This is a genomic window from Nocardiopsis sp. LDBS1602 (assembly GCF_035818715.1).
GTDB lineage: Bacteria > Actinomycetota > Actinomycetes > Streptosporangiales > Streptosporangiaceae > Nocardiopsis > Nocardiopsis alba.
Genome location: NZ_JAYLVW010000005.1, coordinates 125,904 through 146,730 on the forward strand (window position 1 = coordinate 125,904; position 20,827 = coordinate 146,730).

At 69.0% G+C, this 20,827-nt stretch carries 20 protein-coding genes; 15 read left to right on the plus strand and 5 right to left on the minus strand.

Features of this window, described 5'->3' with window-relative positions; all coding sequences use genetic code 11:
* Positions 1-195: 195 nt before the first annotated feature.
* Positions 196-4,182, plus strand: coding sequence for an ATP-dependent RNA helicase HrpA (gene hrpA, locus U9J66_RS17485; RefSeq protein ID WP_042284131.1), 3,987 nt, complete (start codon positions 196-198; stop codon positions 4,180-4,182).
* 50 nt (positions 4,183-4,232) lie between these two features.
* Here hrpA and U9J66_RS17490 read toward each other — a convergent pair whose 3' ends face one another.
* Together U9J66_RS17490 and U9J66_RS17495 are read right to left on the minus strand one after the other, a co-directional pair.
* Positions 4,233-4,973: a pyridoxamine 5'-phosphate oxidase family protein gene (locus tag U9J66_RS17490; protein ID WP_017535594.1), complete on the minus strand. Its 741-nt coding sequence runs from the start codon at positions 4,971-4,973 to the stop codon at positions 4,233-4,235.
* A 55-nt stretch (positions 4,974-5,028) separates the two neighbouring features.
* The gene (locus U9J66_RS17495) at positions 5,029-5,517 is read right to left on the minus strand and encodes a globin domain-containing protein (protein WP_017535595.1); all 489 of its coding nucleotides are present in this window, start codon (positions 5,515-5,517) and stop codon (positions 5,029-5,031) included.
* 491 nt (positions 5,518-6,008) lie between these two features.
* Between U9J66_RS17495 and U9J66_RS17500 the strand changes: the two genes are divergently transcribed.
* Entirely contained in the window at positions 6,009-6,830 is an 822-nt protein-coding gene (locus tag U9J66_RS17500; protein WP_326338170.1) for an SDR family NAD(P)-dependent oxidoreductase, read from the plus strand.
* Between the two features lie 107 nt (positions 6,831-6,937).
* Positions 6,938-8,137 carry a lactonase family protein gene (locus U9J66_RS17505; protein WP_326338171.1) on the plus strand — a complete coding sequence of 400 codons (1,200 nt, stop codon included), beginning with the start codon at positions 6,938-6,940 and terminating at the stop codon, positions 8,135-8,137.
* 72 nt (positions 8,138-8,209) lie between these two features.
* Here the strand turns inward: U9J66_RS17505 and U9J66_RS17510 are convergent, their stop codons facing one another.
* Positions 8,210-8,884 (minus strand): GntR family transcriptional regulator, encoded by a 675-nt coding sequence (locus U9J66_RS17510; protein ID WP_026125185.1) that lies wholly within the window; start codon positions 8,882-8,884, stop codon positions 8,210-8,212.
* Positions 8,885-8,997: 113 nt separating this feature from the next.
* Between U9J66_RS17510 and U9J66_RS17515 the strand changes: the two genes are divergently transcribed.
* The 10 genes from U9J66_RS17515 to U9J66_RS17560 all read left to right on the plus strand — a co-directional run bounded on the left by U9J66_RS17515 (position 8,998) and on the right by U9J66_RS17560 (position 17,643).
* A complete protein-coding gene (locus tag U9J66_RS17515; RefSeq protein ID WP_326338237.1) occupies positions 8,998-9,744 on the plus strand; it encodes an HpcH/HpaI aldolase family protein in 747 nt (248 codons plus the stop codon).
* Positions 9,744-10,544 (plus strand): carbon-nitrogen hydrolase family protein, encoded by an 801-nt coding sequence (locus U9J66_RS17520; protein WP_014909829.1) that lies wholly within the window; start codon positions 9,744-9,746, stop codon positions 10,542-10,544. The genes U9J66_RS17515 and U9J66_RS17520 overlap by 1 nt, the downstream gene beginning before the upstream one ends.
* Positions 10,545-10,547: 3 nt before the next feature.
* On the plus strand, positions 10,548-11,663 hold the full coding sequence (locus U9J66_RS17525) for a C4-dicarboxylate TRAP transporter substrate-binding protein (protein WP_014911240.1): 1,116 nt from the start codon (positions 10,548-10,550) through the stop codon (positions 11,661-11,663).
* Positions 11,660-12,241, plus strand: coding sequence for a TRAP transporter small permease subunit (locus U9J66_RS17530; protein ID WP_161111407.1), 582 nt, complete (start codon positions 11,660-11,662; stop codon positions 12,239-12,241). The genes U9J66_RS17525 and U9J66_RS17530 overlap by 4 nt, the downstream gene beginning before the upstream one ends.
* Positions 12,238-13,653, plus strand: coding sequence for a TRAP transporter large permease (locus U9J66_RS17535; protein WP_014913404.1), 1,416 nt, complete (start codon positions 12,238-12,240; stop codon positions 13,651-13,653). The genes U9J66_RS17530 and U9J66_RS17535 overlap by 4 nt, the downstream gene beginning before the upstream one ends.
* Before the next feature lie 50 nt (positions 13,654-13,703).
* Positions 13,704-14,351: an RraA family protein gene (locus tag U9J66_RS17540; protein ID WP_014910741.1), complete on the plus strand. Its 648-nt coding sequence runs from the start codon at positions 13,704-13,706 to the stop codon at positions 14,349-14,351.
* Positions 14,352-14,585: 234 nt separating this feature from the next.
* The gene (locus tag U9J66_RS17545; RefSeq protein WP_017535600.1) at positions 14,586-15,221 is read left to right on the plus strand and encodes a biotin transporter BioY; all 636 of its coding nucleotides are present in this window, start codon (positions 14,586-14,588) and stop codon (positions 15,219-15,221) included.
* The gene (locus tag U9J66_RS17550) at positions 15,221-15,919 is read left to right on the plus strand and encodes an energy-coupling factor ABC transporter ATP-binding protein (RefSeq protein ID WP_014910212.1); all 699 of its coding nucleotides are present in this window, start codon (positions 15,221-15,223) and stop codon (positions 15,917-15,919) included. The genes U9J66_RS17545 and U9J66_RS17550 overlap by 1 nt, the downstream gene beginning before the upstream one ends.
* Positions 15,916-16,542, plus strand: coding sequence for an energy-coupling factor transporter transmembrane component T family protein (locus tag U9J66_RS17555; RefSeq protein WP_017535601.1), 627 nt, complete (start codon positions 15,916-15,918; stop codon positions 16,540-16,542). The genes U9J66_RS17550 and U9J66_RS17555 overlap by 4 nt, the downstream gene beginning before the upstream one ends.
* A gap of 159 nt (positions 16,543-16,701) precedes the next feature.
* Entirely contained in the window at positions 16,702-17,643 is a 942-nt protein-coding gene (locus U9J66_RS17560) for a serine hydrolase (RefSeq protein WP_017535602.1), read from the plus strand.
* A 35-nt stretch (positions 17,644-17,678) separates the two neighbouring features.
* Here the strand turns inward: U9J66_RS17560 and U9J66_RS17565 are convergent, their stop codons facing one another.
* Complete coding sequence (locus U9J66_RS17565) at positions 17,679-18,437, minus strand: SDR family oxidoreductase (RefSeq protein ID WP_014912056.1); 759 nt, start codon at positions 18,435-18,437, stop codon at positions 17,679-17,681.
* 311 nt (positions 18,438-18,748) lie between these two features.
* On the opposite strand from U9J66_RS17565, the gene U9J66_RS17570 reads away from it, so the two are divergent.
* Both U9J66_RS17570 and U9J66_RS17575 read left to right on the plus strand, forming a co-directional pair.
* Positions 18,749-19,246 (plus strand): ATP-binding protein, encoded by a 498-nt coding sequence (locus U9J66_RS17570; RefSeq protein WP_017535604.1) that lies wholly within the window; start codon positions 18,749-18,751, stop codon positions 19,244-19,246.
* Between the two features lie 269 nt (positions 19,247-19,515).
* Positions 19,516-20,352 carry a helix-turn-helix domain-containing protein gene (locus U9J66_RS17575; protein ID WP_326338238.1) on the plus strand — a complete coding sequence of 279 codons (837 nt, stop codon included), beginning with the start codon at positions 19,516-19,518 and terminating at the stop codon, positions 20,350-20,352.
* Between the two features lie 215 nt (positions 20,353-20,567).
* Here the strand turns inward: U9J66_RS17575 and U9J66_RS17580 are convergent, their stop codons facing one another.
* Positions 20,568-20,801 (minus strand): DUF397 domain-containing protein, encoded by a 234-nt coding sequence (locus tag U9J66_RS17580; protein ID WP_014909954.1) that lies wholly within the window; start codon positions 20,799-20,801, stop codon positions 20,568-20,570.
* Positions 20,802-20,827: the final 26 nt, after the last annotated feature.

The window sequence follows — 20,827 nt, forward strand, 5'->3', positions numbered from 1 at the left end:
TCGACACCGAGAGGCCCCGTTCTCGGTGAGGCCTCTCCTCGGAACAAACCGTCCCTCGGAGGCGTTCTCAACGAGGTGCGCCCGGGGGCCGCCCCCGGCCCGGAGCCGCCCGCGCCGTCCGGCTCCACCGGCCGGCCCCGTGTCGGCCCGCCCACCGGGAAAACCGGTTGCGGTCCCTCTTAACCTTGAGTACTGATGAGCACCACCACGCCCGCGCGCTCGTCCGCGCACACATCCTCCTCCGACGCGGATCCTCTCCGCTCCCGGTTGCGGGGCCTCATGCCCGCGGACCGTCACCGGCTCCGTCGACGTATCGACGGACTGGCCAAGATCCGCGACGAGCGCCGCCGCGCCTCCGTGCGGAACGACATCGCCGAGGACATCGACCGAGCGCGGGTCCGCGTCGAGTCGCGTCGTGAGTCCGTCCCCGAACTCCACTACCCCGAGGCGCTGCCGGTCAGCGCCCGCCGCGAGGACATCGCCGAGGCGATCCGCGACCATCAGGTCGTCATCGTCGCCGGTGAGACCGGCTCGGGAAAGACCACCCAGCTCCCCAAGATCTGTCTGGAGCTGGGCCGCGGCGTCATGGGCACGGTCGGTCACACCCAGCCGCGTCGGCTGGCCGCCCGCACGGTCGCCGAGCGCATCGCCGACGAGATCGGCACCCCCCTGGGCGAGACGGTCGGCTACAAGGTCCGCTTCACCGACTCCTCCGGCGACAACACCCTCGTCAAGCTGATGACCGACGGCATCCTGCTCGCCGAGATCCAGCACGACCGGATGCTGCGCCAGTACGACACCCTCATCATCGACGAGGCGCACGAACGCAGCCTCAACATCGACTTCCTGCTCGGGTACCTCAAGCAGCTCCTGCCCAAGCGTCCCGACCTCAAGGTGATCATCACCTCGGCCACCATCGACCCCGAACGGTTCTCCCGCCACTTCGACGACGCCCCCATCGTCGAGGTCTCCGGGCGCACCTACCCCGTCGAGGTCCGCTACCGGCCGATCACCGACGAGATCCTCGACCCGGACGAGAAGAACCCGGGCGGGGGCACCGACAAGGACCAGACCCAGGCCATCCTCGAGGCCGTCGACGAGCTGTCGGGGGAGGCCCCCGGCGACATCCTGGTCTTCCTCAGCGGGGAACGCGAGATCCGCGACACCGCCGAGGCCCTGGAGAAGAAGAGACTCCGCGGCACCGAGATCCTCCCCCTCTACGCCCGCCTGTCGGTGGCCGAGCAGCGGCGCGTCTGGTCCTCGCACGGAGGACGCCGCATCGTCCTGGCCACCAACGTCGCCGAGACCTCGTTGACGGTGCCGGGCATCAAGTACGTCATCGACCCGGGCACCGCGCGCATCTCCCGCTACTCCCATCGCACCAAGGTGCAGCGGCTGCCGATCGAGGCGATCTCCCAGGCCTCGGCCAACCAGCGCAAGGGCCGCTGTGGTCGTGTGTCCGAGGGCATCTGCATCCGGCTGTACTCCGAGGAGGACTTCCTCTCCCGCCCGGAGTACACCGACCCCGAGATCCTGCGCACCAACCTGGCCTCGGTCATCCTCCAGATGGCCTCCCTCGGGCTGGGCGACGTCGCCGCCTTCCCGTTCGTGGACGGCCCCGACCACCGTCAGATCAAGGACGGCGTCAACCTCCTCACCGAACTGGGGGCCCTGCACCCCGAACCCGCGGGCGGGCAGGGGCGGAAGCGCCGCCTCACCCCGACGGGTCGCCGCCTGGCCCAGTTGCCCATCGACCCTCGCCTGGGCCGTATGGTCCTGGAGGCCGAGAAGCGCGACTGTCTGGCCGAGGTCATGGTCATCACCTCGGCGCTGTCCATCCAGGATCCGCGCGAGCGCCCCACCGAGAAGCAGCAACAGGCCCAACAGGCCCACGCCCGGTTCGTCGACAAGGAATCGGACTTCCTGGCCTTCCTCAACCTCTGGAACCATCTGCGCGAACGGCAGCGCGAGCTGTCCGGCAACCGGTTCCGCAAGGAATGCCGTGAGGAGTTCCTGAACTATCTGCGCGTCCGTGAGTGGCAGGACATCCACTCCCAGCTCAAGCAGGTCCTGCGGCAGATGGACATCGAGGTGCCGCCCCTGCGCGAGGAGGCCGCCGACCCGCGCGCCGTCCACATGTCGCTGTTGGCCGGTCTGCTCTCCCACGTCGGTCTGAAGGACCCGGAGAAGCACGAGTACCTGGGCGGACGAGGGGCGCGCTTCGCGATCTTCCCCGGATCGGCCCTGTTCAAGAAGCAACCGCGCTACGTGATGGCCGCCGAACTGGTGGAGACCTCCAAGCTCTGGGGTCGCATGGTCGCCAGGATCGAGCCCGAGTGGGCCGAGGAGCTCGGCGCGGACATCGTCAAGCGCTCCTACAGCGAGCCGCACTGGGAACGTAAACGCGGCGCCGTCATGGCCTTCGAACGGGTCACCCTGTACGGGGTGCCGATCGTGGTCCAGCGCAAGGTCTCCTACGGCCGGATCGACCCCGAGCTCTCCCGTGAGCTCTTCATCCGGCGTGCCCTCGTCGAGGGCGACTGGGAGACCCGCCACCGCTTCTTCCACGAGAACCGCAGACTCCTCGACGAGGTGGAGGACCTGGAACACCGGGCCCGACGCCGTGACATCGTCGTGGACGACGACACCCTCTTCGACTTCTACGACCGTCGCGTCGACGAGTCGGCGATCTCGGCCGCCCACTTCGACTCCTGGTGGAAGAAGGCCCACCGCGCCGACCCGAAGCTCCTCGACTTCACCCGTGAGGAGCTCATCAACGACGGTGTGGACGTGGTCAGCGAGGACGACTACCCGGACACGTGGCGTCAGGGTTCGTTCGTCTTCCCCCTCACCTACCAGTTCGAGCCGGGCAGCGACTCGGACGGGGTCACCGCGCACATCCCGGTCAAGTTCCTCAACCAGGTGGAGAACACCGGCTTCGACTGGCAGATCCCCGGTCTGCGCGACGAACTCATCACCGCGATGATCCGTTCGCTGCCCAAGCCGCTGCGGCGCAACTTCGTGCCCGTCCCGGACCACGCGGCCCGGGCCCGGGGAGCACTGGTCCCGTACGAGGGCTCCCTCACCGAGGCCCTGGCCGCCGAACTCACCCGCATGGCCTACGGGGAGCGCGTCCGCGCGGAGGACTTCCAGCTCGATCGGGTCCCCGACCACCTGCGCATCACCTTCCGCGCGGTGGACGATCGCAAGCGCACCCTCGCCGAGTCCAAGGACCTCGAAGGGCTGCGCGCCGCGCTCAAGCCCCGGCTGCGGGAGGCCATCGCCACCGAGGCCAAGGGCGTGGAGCGCAAGGGCATCACCTCCTGGGACTTCGGGCCCCTCGAACGGACCCTGGAGCGCAAGGCGCTCGGTCCCAAGGTCAAGGGCTATCCGGCGCTGGTGGACGAGGGCGAGAGCGTCGCCATCCGTATCTTCGACACCCGCCCGGAACAGCGCGCCGCCATGCGCGCGGGCACCCGTCGCCTGCTCATGCTCACGATCCCGTCCCCGGCGACGGTCGTGAGCAAGGGGCTGAACAACCCGGACAAGCTCGCCCTGGCCGACAACCCGCACGGTTCGATCAAGAAGATGCTGGCCGACGCCGAGGCCGCGGCCGTCGACCACCTGCTCACCCGTGAGGGAGGGCCGGTGTGGAACGGCGAGGACTTCGCCCGGCTCGCCGACCGGATCCGGGCCGACCTGGGCGATACCCTCGCCGAGGTCCTCGACAAGGTCGCCCGGGTCCTGGTCCTGTGGCGCAAGGTGTCCAAGAAGATCAAGGGGACCACCTCCCTGGCGGTGCTGCCCTCGCTCAACGACGTCCAGGGGCAGCTCGCCGGTCTGGTCGGGGACGGGTTCATCACCCGGGCCGGACTCTCCCGCCTGGACGATCTGCACCGCTACCTGCGGGGCATCGAGTACCGGCTGGGCAAACTCGCGGAGAACCCGCGCCGCGATCAGGTCAACATGGCCAAGGTCGAACAGATGCGCCAGGCCGTGACCAAGGTCCGAGGGGTTCTCAAGGCGGGTCGTGCCGAGGACCCCGACGTGGTGGAACTGGGCTGGATGCTGGAGGAGTACCGCGTCAGCCTGTTCGCCCAGGAACTGCGGACCGCCTACCCGGTGTCCGACAAACGCATCATGAAGGCCCTCGAAGCGGTCAAGACCGCCGACGGGAAATAGGACGCGCCCCGACCGAGCACATCGGTCGGGGCGCCCTCGCGTTCACGGGGTCACGATCGTCCGTACCATCCCCGGTACGATTCGGCGCCCACGGTGTACCCCTGCCCCGCGTGCTCCTCCACGCGACGGTGACGACCGTCCATGCGGGGCGCCTCCGCGACGACCGCCTCGCGCCGGGCCTCGTTCTCTTTCTTCGCCTCGAAGAAGTCGCCGCCCTTGCGCAGGGTGTCGTCGGTTCCCCAGGACTCCTCGGCGCCGACCTTGCGCAGGTGGGGGATGTGCTTGCGGCAGTGGATGTAGGCCTCCTCCACCTGGACCAGCATCCACATCTGCGCGCGCTGTCCCGGCATCTGCGGCAGCGGCAGGGTCGGCACATGGGGGCGTAGAGCCTCGTCCTCCATGATCTTCACCCGACCATTGACGTGCAGACCGATCCGGTTGTGGAAGAAGTCGAGGAACATCAGACCGATGTGCGGGTTCTGGGTGACGTTGCCCGCGCTGGCGAACACCCCGTTGCCCCGGTACTCGGGGAAGGCCAGGGTGCGATCGTCGATGACGTGGACGAACCCCGGCGGCCCGGCCCGGAAGCTGGAGTCGCACTCGCCCCGCCCGTCCGCCGTGGCGATGAACAGCATCTCCTGGTGGGCGATGAACTCCTTCATCGCCGGGTTCAGGTGGTCCAGCATCTGGTCGCGGTAGAACCGGGCGGCGCGTTCGGCCGTACCCATGACCCGCTGTACGTGATGCTCGCCCTCGCTGCCGGGCAGGCGGTTCTGGCTGGGCTGTGTCATGAACGGAGGCTTTCGACGATGGGTGTGGGGGAATGTGCCTGAGCGCCGTCATCGGTCAACGGCGGGCCCTGCGCGGTGTGTAGGGGGCGCCCTCGGAGCCGTCGTCGGCCTGGGCACCGGCCATCATGTGCGCGGTGATCCACTGATAGACGAGCACCCAGGCCGAGCTCATCGAGGACGTCCAGGTGGGGGAGACCTCGCTGACCGCGCGTACGAGGGCGCGCCCGACGTGCGGATAGTGCTCGGGCCGCACACCGAGTTCCCGGTGGTGCTGTCGCCCCAGACGCCGGAGGTACTCCGCGATCTCGTCGGGCGAGTCGAGGTGGCGCACCACGGCCAGGAGGGCGTCGGCCATCCGCTGCTGCTGAGGCCGGATGTCGGAGGGGAACATGTCCCGCACCTCGGGCACCATCGCGAAGAGGTTGTCGTAGAAACACTTGGCCAGGCGGGTCGACCCCTCGGGCACATCGGCGCACGACCGGCGCACCAGATCGATGACGTCCCGGTCGGGGAGCGGCACTTCGGAGATGTATCGGAGGGTCAAGGGCAGGTCCAGACTTCGGGTGAGCGGGGAACCACGGTCCGCGAGCGCGCGTGGTCGCGCGTACTCGCCGTCACCGAGGGGGGGATGAGGTCTTGATCGGGGTCGTCCCTCCGGGGCCGGAGCGGCTGTTCGAGGGGGCCCGGAGGCCGCCCGTCCGGTCGCGATCCCCGTCGGTACGGTCAGCCGAATCCGGAGATCTCGAACAGGACGGGTGTGATGGAGGAGACCCTTACCTTCCCATCTCGGCCTGTTGAGGAGGAACTGTAACAGATGTACTACGAGTCGGATGGTCGTCGTTTTACGACATTCCGTATACGAACCACCCGGTCCGAGCCATCGAAACGAGGGGGATCGGCGGGGTGACAGGCGTTCCACCTGCCCCTCCACCCGCGCCGGAGCAGCGCCGCGATCCCGCCGGCACCGATGAGTCCTCGCCCCTGGGGAGGTCGATACGGAAGGACCGTTCGACCCCGACGGAAGAGGTGGGTTCCGTGTTGTTGAAGGACAGGATCGCGATCGTGCACGGCGCGGGAGGTTTCGTGGGCGGCGCCGTGGCGCGCGCGTTCGCCGAGGAGGGGGCCCGGCTCTTCCTCACCGGTCGCAGGGAGGGGAGGCTCGCGGCCGTCGCCGAGGAGATCGGCCGCCTCGGTGGGCCCGAACCCGGCATCGCCCGTCTGGACGTCACCGACCCCGAAGAAGTGGGGCGGCACGCCGACTCGGTGGTCTCCGAGGCCGGACGCGTCGACATCGTCTTCAACGCGGTCTCCTACGGCGACGTTCAAGGGGCGCCGTTGGAACGGATGCCCTTCGACCGTTTCGCCGCCCCGGTCACGACCGCCCTGGCCGCGCAGTTCCACCCTGTCCGGGCCGCGGCCCGGCACATGGCGGAACGGGGCTCCGGTGTGGTGCTGACGGTGATCGGGCACGGCCCGCCCTCCCCGGAGCTGGGCGGTACCCGGGTGGCCTGGGAGACGGTGGAGGCGATGTACCGCCAGTGGGCCTGTGAGCTGGGCTCGCGAGGGGTGCGCGTCGCCTGGTTGCGCACCGGCGGGTTCGCCGAGTCCGTGGCGGGGGCCGACGCCTATGGGGAAGACCTGAGGGTGATCGTGGAGGGGAGGGAGGTACCGCTCTCCTCGCGTTCGGACGAGGCCACCACGGAGCGCGAGCTCGACGAACTCGCCCGGAGCACGGTGCTCGGAGCGTTGCCCACGCTCGCCGACGCCGGGCACGCGGCGGTCTTCCTCGCCTCGGACCGGGCCCGTCACGTCTCGGGGGCGGCCCTCAACCTCACCGCGGGGGCCGTGATCGACTGAGTCGGGGTTTCCGGCCTCGTCCCTTCCCGGGCGGGGCCGGGACGGGTAGCATGCCGCGGGCGGTATGGACCACACGTCCGCTCCAGTCGACGGAAACGAGGCTCCCGGTGGACACACCACGACGACTCCTGCTCGTGGGGACCTACACCCCCGACTCCGATCCCCCGGGGGAGGGGCGGGGCATCCACCGGGTCTGGTTCGACCCGAGCACAGGAGAGTTGACCGACGGAGGGGTCGCCGCCCGCGCCTCCGGGCCCTCCTTTCTGGCCTACCGGCCCGAGCCGCCCACCGTGTACGCGGTCAACGAGCGGGCCGAAGGGGCCCTCACGGCCTTCCGGCCGCACGGCGACGCCTCTCTCACCGAGTTGGGTTCCGTGCCCACCGGCGGCGGTTCTCCCTGCCACGTCCGTTACCTCGGCCCGCGCGAGGTGGCCGTCGCCGGGTACGCCGACGGCCTGGTCTCCCTCGTCGCGACCGCCGAGGACGGGTCGCCCACCGGGGAGGTCCGGTCGCTCGCGCACCGTGGGAAGGGGCCGGTGGCCGACCGTCAGGAGGGCCCGCACGCGCACAGCACGGCGGTGGCCCTCGACTCCTTCGAGCCGGCGGCCCGCTATCTTCTCGCCGCCGACCTGGGCACCGACGACCTGCGCGTCTACCACTACACGCCGTTGCCCGAACAGGTCACCGACGAGGTGCCCGAACCGAACGAGGACGATTTCCCCGTCGTTCCGCTGCCGCCCGGCACCGGCCCCCGGCACATGGTCGTCAATGGCGACCACGTGTACGTGGTGGGCGAACTCGACTCCCGAGTGCACGTCGTGCGCTGGGACGGGGTGGCCGGCGCCGGCGAACACCTGGGGTCGGTCCCCGCCACCGCGGAGGAGGCCGCGGGGAGCAACTTCCCCGCCGAGATCGTCCTGCACCGCCTCAAGGTCGAGGGGCGCGAGATCGCGGAGGGCGACGTCCTCCCCCTCACGAGCACCTATGAGGGTCGTGTCTACGTCTCCAACCGGGGGGCCGACGTCATCTCGACCTTCGCGGTCCGCGACGGCGGCGCCCGTCTGGAGCACCTGGCCGACACGCCGGTGGGCGCCTGGCCGCGCCACTTCACGGTCGTGCGCGGTCACCGCGACGAGCCCGATCACCTGGTCGCCGCCGCCCAGAACGGCGATGAGCTCAGGTCGCTGCTCATCGATCCCGACACCGGGATCCCCACCGACACCGGTCATCGCCTGGAGGTCCCGGTCCCGGTGTGCGTTCTGCCGATCCCGCTCAAGCGCATCCGCCGCGCCGAGACGGCCGAGTAGGGGGAGGGCGGCCCCGGCGTGCCGGGGGCGTCGAGGGGGTGAGGGCGCCGGGCCGCGGTGGAGGGCCCGGCGTCACTCCGAGAAGGCCTGGACGAGCTCGGGCACCTCCTGGAGGTGGACGTTGAGGATCGCCGTGCCCAGGGGGCCGTCGTGCGCGTCGAGGGCGGCCTTCAGTTCGCGGTGTTCGCGTTCGATGATGGGGAGCCGTTCGGGGCCCCGGCCGATGGTGCGTACCGCCAGGCGCACCTGACGGGGGCGCAGGGAGTCGTACATCTCGCCCAGGACGGCGTTGCCCTGATGTCGGACGATGGAGCAGTGGAAGCGCTGGTCGAGTTGGGCGAGCGCGTTCCAGTCCCGGTTCCGGCCGGCGGCCTCCATCGCCTCGATGAGTTCCTCCGCGTCGGGGGGAGAACCCAGTCGACGGTCGCAGATCTTGGCGATGGCGTCGGACTCGATGACGAAGCGGGCCTGATAGATCTCGCGCATCTCCGTGGCGGTGACGACCCGTACCTGGGCCCCGCGTCGGGGGACGAGGTCGACGAAGCGTTCCGCCTGGAGCCGGTGGAGGGCCTCGCGTACGGGGGTCCGTGAGGTTCCGACCTCTCGGGCCAGAACGGCCTCGTCGAGGAATTCGCCCTCGGCGAACGTCCCGACCAGGATGGCGGCCCCGATCATCTCGTAAGCGCGTTCCCGCGCGGACTGTCGAGGTCGAGTACTCCCGGCTGAGGTCTTCCTTTGATCTGACACAAAGAGCATCCTACCTTTACACGCCTTGGATGCTACGTGTATACAAGGTGTCCACACCAGATATTTAGGGATGTGGGTCACATCCCGTGAAGGGGGACGGCGTGAACGACCAAGTGGAGAAACGGCACGCGATCTGGCTCTCCGAGCCTTCCGCGGCGGCGGTGGAGATCGCCCACCTGGCCGGCTACGGGACCGTCGTGCTCGACATCGAACACGGTCTCTTCGACCTGGCGGCCCTGGACTGGCTGATCCCGCTCATCCGTTCCAAGGGCATGAGCGTCATCGCGAAGGTGTTGGGACCGGAGAGGGGGCCGATCCAGCAGGCCCTGGACTTCGGAGCCGACATCGTGGCCATCCCGCACGTGGAATCGGCGGCGCACGCCGAGAAGGTCTGCGGGTACGCGAAGTTCCCGCCTCTGGGCGACCGTTCCTTCGCGGGCGGCCGGACCTCCGACTTCCGGGGGTTCACCGACGAGTGGGTCGCCCGTCAGGACACGGGGACCCGCTGCTACCCCATGATCGAGGACGCCTCGGCGTTCGAACAGATCGAGGAGATCCTCGCTCTGCCGGCCGTCGACGGTATCTTCATCGGCCCCTCGGACCTGTCGCTACGTCGTGACCGGGGCGCCTACACCGCCGGAGAGGCCGACCTCGCGGACCTGCGACACCTGGCCCGCGCGGCGGGGGCCGCCGGGAAGCCCTGGGTCCTGCCGGCCTGGAGCGACGCGGAGAAACGTCTCGCGGTCGAGGAGAACGCCGAGACCATCGTGACCACCATGCAGTACGGGGCGCTGCTGTCCGGTTTCACCGGAGCCCTCGAAACCCTGCGAGAGATCGAGAACGAGCTGAGGAGCCGTTGATGACCCTGAACGTCGCAGTCGTACAGTTCGCGCCCGCCGAGGACAAGGCCGAGAACCTGGCGGAGATCGAGAGGATGCTGCGTCGGGCCGCCGATCTCGGTGTGCGCCTGGCGGTCCTGCCCGAGTACGCGGTCTTCACCGCGCCCGCCATGGACGACCGATTCGTCGACAGCGCCGAGCCGCTCGACGGCCCGACGGTCTCGCGCCTGCGCGCCCTCACCACCGAGCTCGGGCTCTCCGTCATCGCCGGGGTGAACGAGACGGCCGAGGGCGGCCGTATCCACAACACCCTGGTCGGGATCCAGGACGGTGAGATCAAGGCGGTCTACCGCAAGGTCCACCTCTACGACGCGTTCGGCTACAAGGAGTCCGACCGTGTCCTGGCCGCCGACCCGGAGACGCCGGACCTTCTGGACGTCGACGGTTTCAAGGTGGGTATGCAGACCTGCTACGACCTGCGCTTCCCGGAGGTCTCGAGGGTCCTCGTCGACGCCGGGGCGGACATCATCGCGCTGCCCGCCGAATGGGTGCCCGGCCCGCTGAAGGAGTACCACTGGAACACCCTGGTGCGGGCGCGGGCGATCGAGAACACCGTCTACGTCCTCGCCGCCGACCAGAGCGCGCCGACCGGCGCGGGCAACAGCGCCGTCGTGGACCCGATGGGGATCGCCATCGCCACCGTCGGTGAGGCCCCCGGACTCGGCACGGCCGTGGTCGAGCGCGACCGCATCGAGCACGTCCGCAAGGTCAACCCCGCACTGTCCCTCCGTCGCTACCGCGTGGCCCCAGCAGGAGCGTGAGACATGAGAAGACGCGCAAGGCGCGCCCGAGCCGGTGGTCCGGTACGCACCACCGGGCTCCTGGCCTCGGGCGCGGCCCTGGCGGTACTGACCGCCTGTGGCGGTACCGCTCTCGGTGACGACACCTACGTGTTGCACTACACGACCTACTCCAACCCGACGTCGGACCAGTCCCGTACGGCCCAGCGGTGGGCGGAGGAGGTCGAGGAGCTCACCGACGGTGGCGTCACCGTCAGGCTCCACTACTCGGAGAGCCTCGTCGGCGCCGACGAATCGGCCCAGGCGACCCTGGACGGTCGCGCCGACGTGGCCCAGGTCGGGTCCATCTACGCCGCCTCGGACCTGTCCATGTTCACGGTCATCGAGCTCCCGTTCGAGACCGACAACCCCGAGGTGCAGATGACCGCGATCGAGCGGCTGTACGAGGAGAACGAGGTCTATCGGGAGGACTTCGACCGTCAGGGCGTCCGTCTCCTCTTCCCACTGCCGCTCGGCAGCGCCGCCATCGGGTTGCAGGACGAGGTCACCGGCCTCGACGACCTGAGGGGGAGGAGCATCCGAGCCGGTGGGCTGACATCGGACGTGATGCTCGCGGCCGGCGCCAACCCCATCGGCATGACGGCCAACGACATCTACGAGTCGATGAGTCGTGGAGTCGTGGACGGCTACACCTCGTTGGCCCTGGCGAACCTGCCCACCTTCGGGCTCTCGCGGACCACCCCGTATCTCCTCGACCCCGGGATCGGCGCGTACTCGTCGTCGATCGTGGTCATCAACGAGGAGCTCTTCCAGTCCATGCCCGAGGAGTACCGGGAGGCGCTGACCGAGGCCTCCGCGCAGGGCATCTCCAACGGGCTGGAGGAGATGGACGCGCTCGGAGAGATCGCCTGTCAGGAGATGGTCGAGAACGGAACGGAGTTCCTCTCCCTCCCCGAGGAGGAGGTCGCCGTGTGGAAGGAGGAGGCCGGCGTCGCCGAGCGTTGGGTGGCGCGTTACGAGGAACGCGGCTACGACGCCCGGTCCGTACTCGACGACTATCGGCGGATCATCGCGGAGGAGACCCCGGTCTCCGACTACGCCGACCCGCTCGTCGCCTGCACGGAAGGAGAACGAGAGTGAGTCGCATCGGCTTTCCCCGGTCGGTGGGGGCGGTGGCCACCGTGCTCAACCTCGGAGCCGGACTCCTGCTCCTGGCCCTGATGTTCCTGACCGTCGCCGACGTGGTCGGCCGCAGTGCGTTCGGTCGGTCGGTCCTGGGGACCGTGGACATCTCGACCCTGCTCCTGGTGACCATCGCCTTCCTCGGACTGGCCTCCGCCGAGATCGACGGAAAGCACGTCTCGGTCACCCTCGTCGAGGAGCGCTTCGGCCCCCGGACGCGCCGGATCCTCTCCGGAGCGCGCGTGGTCCTGCTGGCGATCCTCGGTGCCCTCATCGTCTGGGGGATGGGCGAGGTCCTGCTCAGCGCCTACGAACGCGGGGAGACGACCAACGACATCCTGCGGTTGGCCACCTGGCCGGCCAAGCTCGTGCTCTTCCTGTCCTTCCTCCTGTTCTTCGTCATGGCGGTCTGGAAGGAAGTCATGGAGTTCCGCACGCTCGGCTCCGGTGGAACGCCGGAGACCGATGAGGTGGACACGGCTCCCGGAACGGGCCGCTCCACCGCGCACCGACAGAACGGCGAGGGCGCGTCATGACCACCGAGACACTCCTCATCGTCCTCGCGGTCCTGGCGCTCTTCCTGGGACTGCTCGCGATCCGCTTCCACGTGGGCCTCTCCCTCATGGTGGCGGGTCTGGTCGGCATCGTCCTCATGCGGGGGACCGACGCCGCGGTCAGCACGGTGGCCAACCAGCCCTTCTCCACCTCGGCCGACTACTCGCTGACGATCATCCCGCTGTTCATCCTCATGGGCGTGTTCGCCGTTCACGCCCGGCTCGCCCAGGCGGGGTTCGACCTCGCCGCGCGGGTACTGCGCCGTCTCCCGGGAGGCTCCGCGCTCGCGTCGCTGGCCGGGTCGGGGCTCTTCGCCGCGGTCACCGGGTCCAGCGTCGCGACGGTGGCGACCATGGCCAGGGTGTCCACCGACGCGATCGTCAAGGCCGGGCACGGGATCCGGCTCGCGGCCGGCGTCGTCTGTGCCGGCGGCACCCTGGGCGTGCTCATCCCGCCGTCCATCGTGCTCGTCCTGTACGGGGTCGTCACGGGGGAGAGCATCGGCGAGCTGCTCCTGGCGGGGCTGGGCCCCGGTCTGCTGACGATCCTCCTCTACGGGATCACCATCGTCCTGATGGTGCTGGTCGGCCGGCGCAGGCGGGCCCGGGAGAACACGGTCTTGGAACGGGAGCCGGCGATGGCCGGCGGGGTTCCGTCCTCGCCGTCGGCCGGAGCGGGCCTCCCCGAGGCGGCCGAGGAGACCGGGGCCTCCGGGGGGACCCGACAGGATCGGCCCGACCTGTTCGGCTTCATGCTGCTCGTCGTCATCTTCATGGTCTCGATCGGCACGATCTACCTGGGCGTCGCCACCGCCACCGAGGCCGCCTCCTTCGGCGCGGTGTCCGCGTTCGTCATCCTGCTCATCCGCACCAGGCCGCCCCGGTGGGCACGCGCGATCAAGGAGTCGGTCACCGAGGCCGTGGGCCTGACCGCCATGACGTTCCTGCTCATGGCCGGGGCCGGGGTGTTCACGTACTTCCTCGCCCTGTCCGGGGCGAGCACGGCGGTGGTGGACGCGGTCCTGGCCGCGGACCTGGAGCCCTACGTCGTGCTGGTCCTGTGCCTGCTGCTCCTCCTGCCGCTCGGCATGTTCCTCGACGGGATCTCGATGATCCTCGTCGCGGCGCCCCTGCTGCACCCGATCCTGTCCGGGTACGGCTTCGAAGGCCTCTGGCTGGGCGTGCTCATCGTGAAGGTCGCCGAGATGGCGCTGATCACGCCCCCGGTCGGGATGAACGCGTTCGTCTACTCCGGGGCGGTGCCCGAGGCCGGTCTGGGCCGGGTCTTCCGGGGCATCGTGCCGTTCATCGTCGCCGACCTGGTGGTCGTGGCCATCCTCATCCTGGTGCCCGACATCGTGACCTTCATTCCGGAGCTCTCCAGCGCCAAGTGACCGGTCGCTCCTCGAAGCATCCGGACGATTCCTCCGAGAAAGGAACAGTTGTGTTCGTCGTCAACGACATGCCCGAACAGATCGACGGTCGAATCATCACCGAACTCGAAAAGACGTGCGTCTCGACGCTCGGTCACCTTCGGGACCACGGTTTCGCCCTCGGTCTACAGCCGAACAGGCGCCCGCTCAAGTTCGTGGGCACGGCCGTCACGGTGCGCATCCCGCATCTGGACTCCACGGCCGTCCACATGGCGGTCGACATGTTGCGCCCCGGTGACGTCCTGGTCGTGGACCAGTCCGGCGATCATCGACGGTCGTGCTTCGGAGGCTTGGTCTCCTACACGGCCAAGGCCCGGGGCGCCGTGGGAGCGGTGATCGACGGGTCGATCAACGACCATGACGAGACCCTGGCCTACGACTTCCCGGTGATCTCCCGCGGGTACAGCCCGCTGACCACCCGTATCGCCGGGATCGAGGGCGCGATCAACGTGCCGGTCGGCATCGCGGGCGCGGTCGTGCGCCCGGGCGACGTCGTCTTCGCCGACTCCGACGGAGCCGTCTTCCTCTCTCCCGATGAGGCCGTGGGCCTGGGCGAGCTGTTGAAGTCCAAGGAGGACGCCGAGATCCCGGCTCGGGACACGATCTCGGCCGGAGGTTCCCTCGCCGAGTTCTCCGGGGCCGCCGCGTACCGCCCCTGATACGCGTTCGCGCGAGAGGACATCACCGGTCCCGGGGACACGGCGGTCACCACCGTCGTGCCCCCGGGGCCTTCGTCGTGGAACCTCCGAGGCGATCTTGTGACGCGGATCTCAGGCGGATGCCTACAAGGCCCGGCCGTCCCCTTCTGTACGCCCCGGCCCCTTACAGGAAGAGGTACGTAGCGGACAATGGGTCGTGCCCCACTCCCACCGTCCTCCTGAGGGGAATCACGTATGCCCGCCACCGGGACCAGGAAAAACGTCCGGTACCGCGGTCTCGTCTCCCGAGACCTCGCCCTCATCGCGGTGTTCGCCGCGCTCATCGCCGCGCTGAGCGTCACCGTCGCCATCCCCCTTCCGTTCTCTCCCGTACCGATCACCCTCCAGACCCTGGGCATCATGCTCGCGCCGAGCCTTCTCGGCTGGAAGCGCGGAACGCTGGCCGTCGCCGCCTTCCTCGCCCTGGCCCTCGCCGGTCTCCCGCTCTTCGCGGGAGGACGCGGAGGCGTCGCGGTCCTGGCCGGCCCCACCGGCGGCTTCATCGTCAGCTGGATCTTCGCCGCCCTGGTCATCGGCCTGCTCACCGACGTCATGGTCCGCAACGGCGGGTACCGCTTCTGGCAGGGGCTGCTGGTCAACCTCCTCGGTGGCGTCATCGTCATCTACGTCATCGGCCTGCCGTGGATGTCGGTCGTCCTCGGCGACGGGGTCCTGGCCACCACCGCCGCCATGGCCGCCTTCCTTCCGGGGGACATCGCCAAGGCCGTGGTGACCGCGCTCATCGCCGCGACGGTCTTCCGCGCCTACCCGATCCCGCCGGCGGGCCGTCCCGTCCACGTGACGGACGTCGAGGACGGGAAGAAGGACTGATGCTCCGCCTCGAGGGGGTCTCCCACTCCTACGACGACCGCGCCGTCCTGCGCGACGTCACCCTGGACCTCGCCGAACACCGCATCGGTGTGATCGGGGCCAACGGATCGGGCAAGTCCACGCTCGCCCGCACCCTCAACGGACTCGTCGTCCCGGACGAGGGCCGTGTGTCGCTGGGGGAGTGGGACACCCGGCGGCACGCCAAACACATCCGGCGGCGGGTCGGCTTCGTCTTCTCCGACGCGGCCAATCAGATCATCATGCCGACCGTGGTCGAGGACGTCGAGATCGGACTGCGCTCCCTGCGGCTGGGGAAGGCCGAGACCGCCCGCCGGGTCGACGAGATCCTCGTCCGCCACGGCCTGGACGGCCACCGAGACCATCCCGGTCACCTGCTCTCCGGGGGACAGAAGCAGCTTCTGGCCCTGGCCTCGGTCCTGGTGACCGAGCCGGAGATCCTCGTCTTCGACGAGCCGACCACCCTGCTGGACCTGCGTAACACCCGTATGTTCCGGCGTACTCTGGCCGGGCTCGAACAGCGGGTCCTTTTGTTCACCCACGACCTGGAACTGCTCGAGGGCTTCGACCGGGTCCTGGTGATGGAGGCGGGCCGGGTGGCCTTCGACGGTCCACCGGCCGACGCCGTCCCCTTCTACCTCAAGCTCATGGACGCCGCGGACGAGGACGGGACGTCGTGAGCGTGCTCGGACTGTACGTGCCCGGCACCGGGCCGATGCACCGGGTCCCGGCCGGGCCCAAGCTCCTCGCCCTGTTGGTGCTGGGCGCGGTCCTGATCATCGCCTCCCACCTGTGGCTCTCCGTGGGCGCCCTGGTCTTCGCCCTGCTCCTGTATCCGGCCGTGGGGTTGGGCGCGCGCAGGGCGTGGCGGGCGCTGCGGGTGCTGTGGCCCTTCCTGTTGGCGATCGGGCTCTTCCAGGCCCTCTTCGTGGGCGCCTGGACCGAGGGCGCGCGGCTGTGCGCCCAGCTCGCCGCTCTGGTCCTGCTCGCCAACGCGATCACCCTCACCACCCGGGTGCGCGAGATGCTGGGGCTGTTCGAGCGGCTGGCCGGGCCGCTCCGGCACGTGGGCGTCTCACCGGACCGGGTCGCGCTGGTCCTGTCGTTGACGATCCGGTCCATCCCTATGGTGGCGGTGGCCCTGAACTCCGCCCGCGAGGGCTATCGCGCACGTGGGATCGTCGGGCGCCCGCACCTGATGGTGGTGCCGGTGATCGTGCACCTGCTCAGGATGGCCGAGGCGACGGGAGAGGCTCTGGCGGCCCGAGGGATCGACGAGGACGAACGGGTCGAACGGGCGTGACCGGAGAGAGCACCCGTATCGATCGAATGTCGGACAGGTGCCATATGTGTCTTATCTGGGGATAATCACCGGTACGAGTTGTACCCCTCAGGTGTAGAACGAACCGGTGATCGTGTGCTCCGGCGTCCCCCCGCCGAAAGACGGACCTGGTCCTGTGCCATGTCCGTCCTGCTCACCCTGGGTATCGCCCTGACCCTGCCCGGATCGGTCGTGACCGGAACCGTCGCGACGTCCTTCGCCGCCCGTCCGCCGGACCGGGGCGCGGCGATGCCCTCTCCTCCGGCGGGCTCGCTCGCACCGGCGACCACACCGCCTTCGTCCGGCCCCGCGCTCTCGATCGACGAACGTCGGGACCTCGACCGGCGGATCACCGAGCTGGGACGGGAGGTGGAGTTCGGCATCGCGGTCCAGGACCTGCGGACGGGGATCGCCTACGGGCATGACGCGGAACGGGCCCTGCCCACCGCGAGCGTGGCCAAGCTGACGATCCTGACCATGCTGTACATGTGCGTGGAGGAGGAGGGCGGCGGGCTCACCTCGGACGAGCTCTCCCGTGCCGAACGGATGATCCGCCACAGCGACAACGAGGTCACCGACGGCCTCTACACGCGTATGGGGTACATCGAGGGTTTCGAACGATACGCCGCGGAGCTCGGGTTCACCGCTACCGAGCCCCACCCCTCCGGCTCCTGGGGCTCCACCATGAGCACCCCCGCCGACCAGCTCCGTCTGCTGAGCGTCCTGTACTCGGGGGAGGGACCGATCACCGACGACTCCCGTTCCCACGTCCTCGACCTCATGGAGACGGTGGCCCCGGAGCAGGCCTGGGGCGTGTCCGTCGTGGCGGGACCGGAGGACATCGTCGGACTCAAGAACGGATGGACGCCACGTCCGTCCGACGGCGACCGGTGGGCCCTCGGCACCGTCGGTTATGTGGTGGGGCCCGATCGGGAGTACCTGGTGGCGGTGCTCAGCCGAGGACACGCGGACTACGCCTCCGGGGTGGAAACGGTGGAGGACCTGATCACCGAGGTGATCGAGACGATCGAGGGCGCGGGGGAACGGGGGAGGACATCGGCCGGGGACACCTTCGCCCGCTGACCCCGTCCGCGGTGGACGGGGCCGGCGGACGGGCGTCAGTCCAGCGGTCCGCCGGCCACGTACAGGACCTGACCGGAGACGTAACCGGCGTCCTCACCGGTGAAGAAGGCCACCGCGTTCGCGATGTCCTCGGGGTATCCCACGCGCCGTACCGGGATCTCGGCCTCCTTGAAGGCCTTCATGTCGTCGTAGGCGATCCCGATGCGTTCGGCGGTGGACCGGGTCATCGCGGTCTCCACGAAACCGGGGGCCACCGCGTTGCAGGTGACACCGAACTTCCCCAGCTCGATCGCGAGGGTCTTGGTGAAGCCCTGGATACCGGCCTTGGCCGCCGCGTAGTTGGCCTGGCCGCGGTTGCCCAGGGCCGAGGAACTGGACAGGTTCACGATCCGGCCCCACCCGGCGTCGGTCATGTGGGCCTGGGCGGCCCGGCTCATCAGGAACGCGCCGCGCAGGTGGACGTTGATCACGGTGTCCCAGTCGTCCGGGGACATCTTGAACAGGAGGTTGTCACGGAGCACACCGGCGTTGTTGACCAGGATCGCGGGCGGACCGAGCCGTTCCGCCACCGTGGCGACGGCGGCGTCCACCTGCTCGGCGTCGGAGACGTCACAGCCCACCGCGACGGCTCGACCGCCGTCGGCCGTGATCCGATCGACGACCTCCTGTGCATCGGACTCCCGGAGGTCGAGCACGGCGACGGCACGACCCTCGCGGGCCAGACGTTCGGCGGTGGCGGCGCCGATACCGCGGGCCGCTCCGGTCACGATCGCCACACGAGATGTCGGGGACATGGGGTTACCTCCATTGTTCACGTGATGGGCGCGGGGGAATCCTATCGGCATGCCTACCGGTCGGTACGTACTCGGGGTGTCGACGGTGCCCCCTTCCGGGCGCGCTTCACCGGAATCCCCTTTCCACAAGGCTTCTCACCTGCGATCGCACCGCTCCGAGCGGTTCTGTGTGCTCATTTGCCTGCACATTGTCCGGGCTTGGCTTACGATTACCACCAAGACTGAGATGCACGTGCATTCGAGCCGTGCAGTAGCACGAGCTTCCGCCCGAGGGTGGTAGGGCGCGGCGCGTCAGTGAGGAGTTGAAGGGCATGGAGTGTGCGGAGGCGGTGGCGGAGCCGACCGGTGCTTGGTGGCTCAAAGTCCTGACACACGGGTCCCGCCGCTGGAACACCCCCGTCTGCGGTGACAGGCACGACGCCGTCACATGGAGCTTCGAGCCTCGCGCCCGAGCGGTGGGCGCGGCCCGGGAGATTTCCGGAGCCCTGCTCCTGGAATGGGGCATGGAGCACTTGTCGGAGGATGTCTCGGTCGTCGTTTCCGAATTGGTCACCAATGCCGTACGTCATGGGGGACCTGTGGCCTTGACCAGGCCGGGTGAGTCCGGTATTCAGCTCTCCCTGATGCGCAGTGGTCGTGAATTCATCTGTGCGGTTCGTGACGGGGGAGATCACTTGCCGCGCAGAAGGGAAGCGGAGGTCGGGATGGAGGGCGGCAGAGGGCTTGCCCTCGTGAGTGCTTTCGCGCAAGAGTGGGGTGTGATTCCCACACCGTCCGGCGGAAAGTTCGTTTGGGCGCAATTCGTGTGAGTCGATGTCAGGAAGCCCGTTGTCGGACGCTTCGCCGCTCGAAGGCGGGGAGAACGGACGGGCGCCGCCCCGGGGAGGGGGCGGTGGGGACCGCGGGGACACCCCGTGGGAGTAACGGGACGCGGCCGATATCGTGTACGTGTGGTGTCCCGGTCGCACGGCAAAGGGGCCGGACCGAAGCCGATACCCTGGTGCGGAGAATGGACAGAGAGGCGGCGAACGTGGATATCGCTCATTTGCGTCAGGGGAGTGGCCCCACCGTGCGCCGCATGCTCCTGGGCGACCAGCTCCGGCAGTACCGTACGCGCTGTGGGATCTCCCGGGAGGACGCCGGTGAGAAGATTCGCGCCTCGGCCTCCAAGATCAGCCGTATGGAACTCGGCCGGGTCGGTTTCAAGGCCCGGGATATCGAGGACCTCCTGAAGTTGTACGGGGTCACCGACCGCAAGCTTCTGAAGGAATTCAAGGAACTCGCCCTCGAATCCAACAAGCCGGGATGGTGGAAGGAGTACGGCGACGCGCTCCACAAGTGGTTCATCCGCTACGTGGGCTTCGAAGAGGCCGCCGACCAGATCCGCATCTACGAATCCCAGTTCGTTCCCGGTCTTCTCCAGACCGAGGAGTACGCCCGAGAGGTCATCTCCGGTGGGGTCGACACCGACGAGGTCACCGAACAGCGCATCCAGGCCAGACTGAAGAGACAGGAACACCTGGAGCGCGGCAAGAAGATGTGGATCATCCTCGACGAGGCCGCCGTGCGCAGGCCGATCGGGGGAAGGGAACGGGGCAAGGAGATCATGCGTGGCCAGCTGAGTCACCTGATCGACATCTGCCGCGATCGGAACAACATCACCCTGCAGATCGTCCCCTTCTCGGTGGGCGCGCACGCGGCGGAGGCCGGTTCCTTCACACTGCTGCGCTACTCCGACTTCGAGCTCTCCGACATCCTCTACCTGGAGCATCTGACCGACGGTGACATCGTGGACAAACGGGCCACCGCCGAGGCCTACACCAAGGCGATGACCAAGCTCAGCGTCTCCGCGGCCACGCCGGACGAGACGCTCGCGATGCTGGAGGAGATGTTGAGGGACCTCGACGAGGAGTGAGGCCTCGTCGACGTCGATCGACACGGTGACGGGGCGGTGGGCCCCGGTTCGGCACCGACCCCGAAGGGCGGTGCCCTCTTCGATGTCCGGAGGGAACGGTTCGGAGGGCTCCGCGCGGTCGGCGGAGCCCTCCGTTCGCCCGCTCGGGAAGCGGGGGCGCAAGGGTTCGATTCTCGTTGAACGCGCCGTCCCGAGGCGCGTCCGCTCTCTCGGCCCTAGCCGAGCAGGTTGTCGAAGTCGCCGTCCTTGGCGCCCAGGATGAGGCAGTCGATCTCCTCCTGGGTGTAGACCAGGGCCGGGCCGGACGGGAAGCGCGAGTTGCGGACGGCGATCGATCCGTCGTGAAGGCGGGCCATCTCTACGCAGGCGCCCTGCGAATTGCTGCGCTTGGCCTTCTGCCAGGCGGCCTCGGTCAGCTCGGTGGCGCGGATACCGTTGTGTGCGGTCATGGTTCCAGTCGCTCCTTGAATCTTGC

Bases quoted from the DNA above. Each gene is read 5' to 3' on its own strand.
- U9J66_RS17570 (WP_017535604.1), top strand. From the start codon at position 18,749: ATGGAGTGTGCGGAGGCGGTGGCGGAGCCGACCGGTGCTTGGTGGCTC.
- U9J66_RS17560 (WP_017535602.1), top strand. From the start codon at position 16,702: ATGTCCGTCCTGCTCACCCTGGGTATCGCCCTGACCCTGCCCGGATCG.
- U9J66_RS17565 (WP_014912056.1), bottom strand. From the start codon at position 18,437: ATGTCCCCGACATCTCGTGTGGCGATCGTGACCGGAGCGGCCCGCGGT.
- U9J66_RS17550 (WP_014910212.1), top strand. From the start codon at position 15,221: ATGCTCCGCCTCGAGGGGGTCTCCCACTCCTACGACGACCGCGCCGTC.
- U9J66_RS17520 (WP_014909829.1), top strand. From the start codon at position 9,744: ATGACCCTGAACGTCGCAGTCGTACAGTTCGCGCCCGCCGAGGACAAG.
- U9J66_RS17575 (WP_326338238.1), top strand. From the start codon at position 19,516: ATGCTCCTGGGCGACCAGCTCCGGCAGTACCGTACGCGCTGTGGGATC.
- U9J66_RS17525 (WP_014911240.1), top strand. From the start codon at position 10,548: ATGAGAAGACGCGCAAGGCGCGCCCGAGCCGGTGGTCCGGTACGCACC.
- U9J66_RS17580 (WP_014909954.1), bottom strand. From the start codon at position 20,801: ATGACCGCACACAACGGTATCCGCGCCACCGAGCTGACCGAGGCCGCC.
- U9J66_RS17490 (WP_017535594.1), bottom strand. From the start codon at position 4,973: ATGACACAGCCCAGCCAGAACCGCCTGCCCGGCAGCGAGGGCGAGCAT.
- U9J66_RS17535 (WP_014913404.1), top strand. From the start codon at position 12,238: ATGACCACCGAGACACTCCTCATCGTCCTCGCGGTCCTGGCGCTCTTC.
- U9J66_RS17545 (WP_017535600.1), top strand. From the start codon at position 14,586: ATGCCCGCCACCGGGACCAGGAAAAACGTCCGGTACCGCGGTCTCGTC.
- hrpA (WP_042284131.1), top strand. From the start codon at position 196: ATGAGCACCACCACGCCCGCGCGCTCGTCCGCGCACACATCCTCCTCC.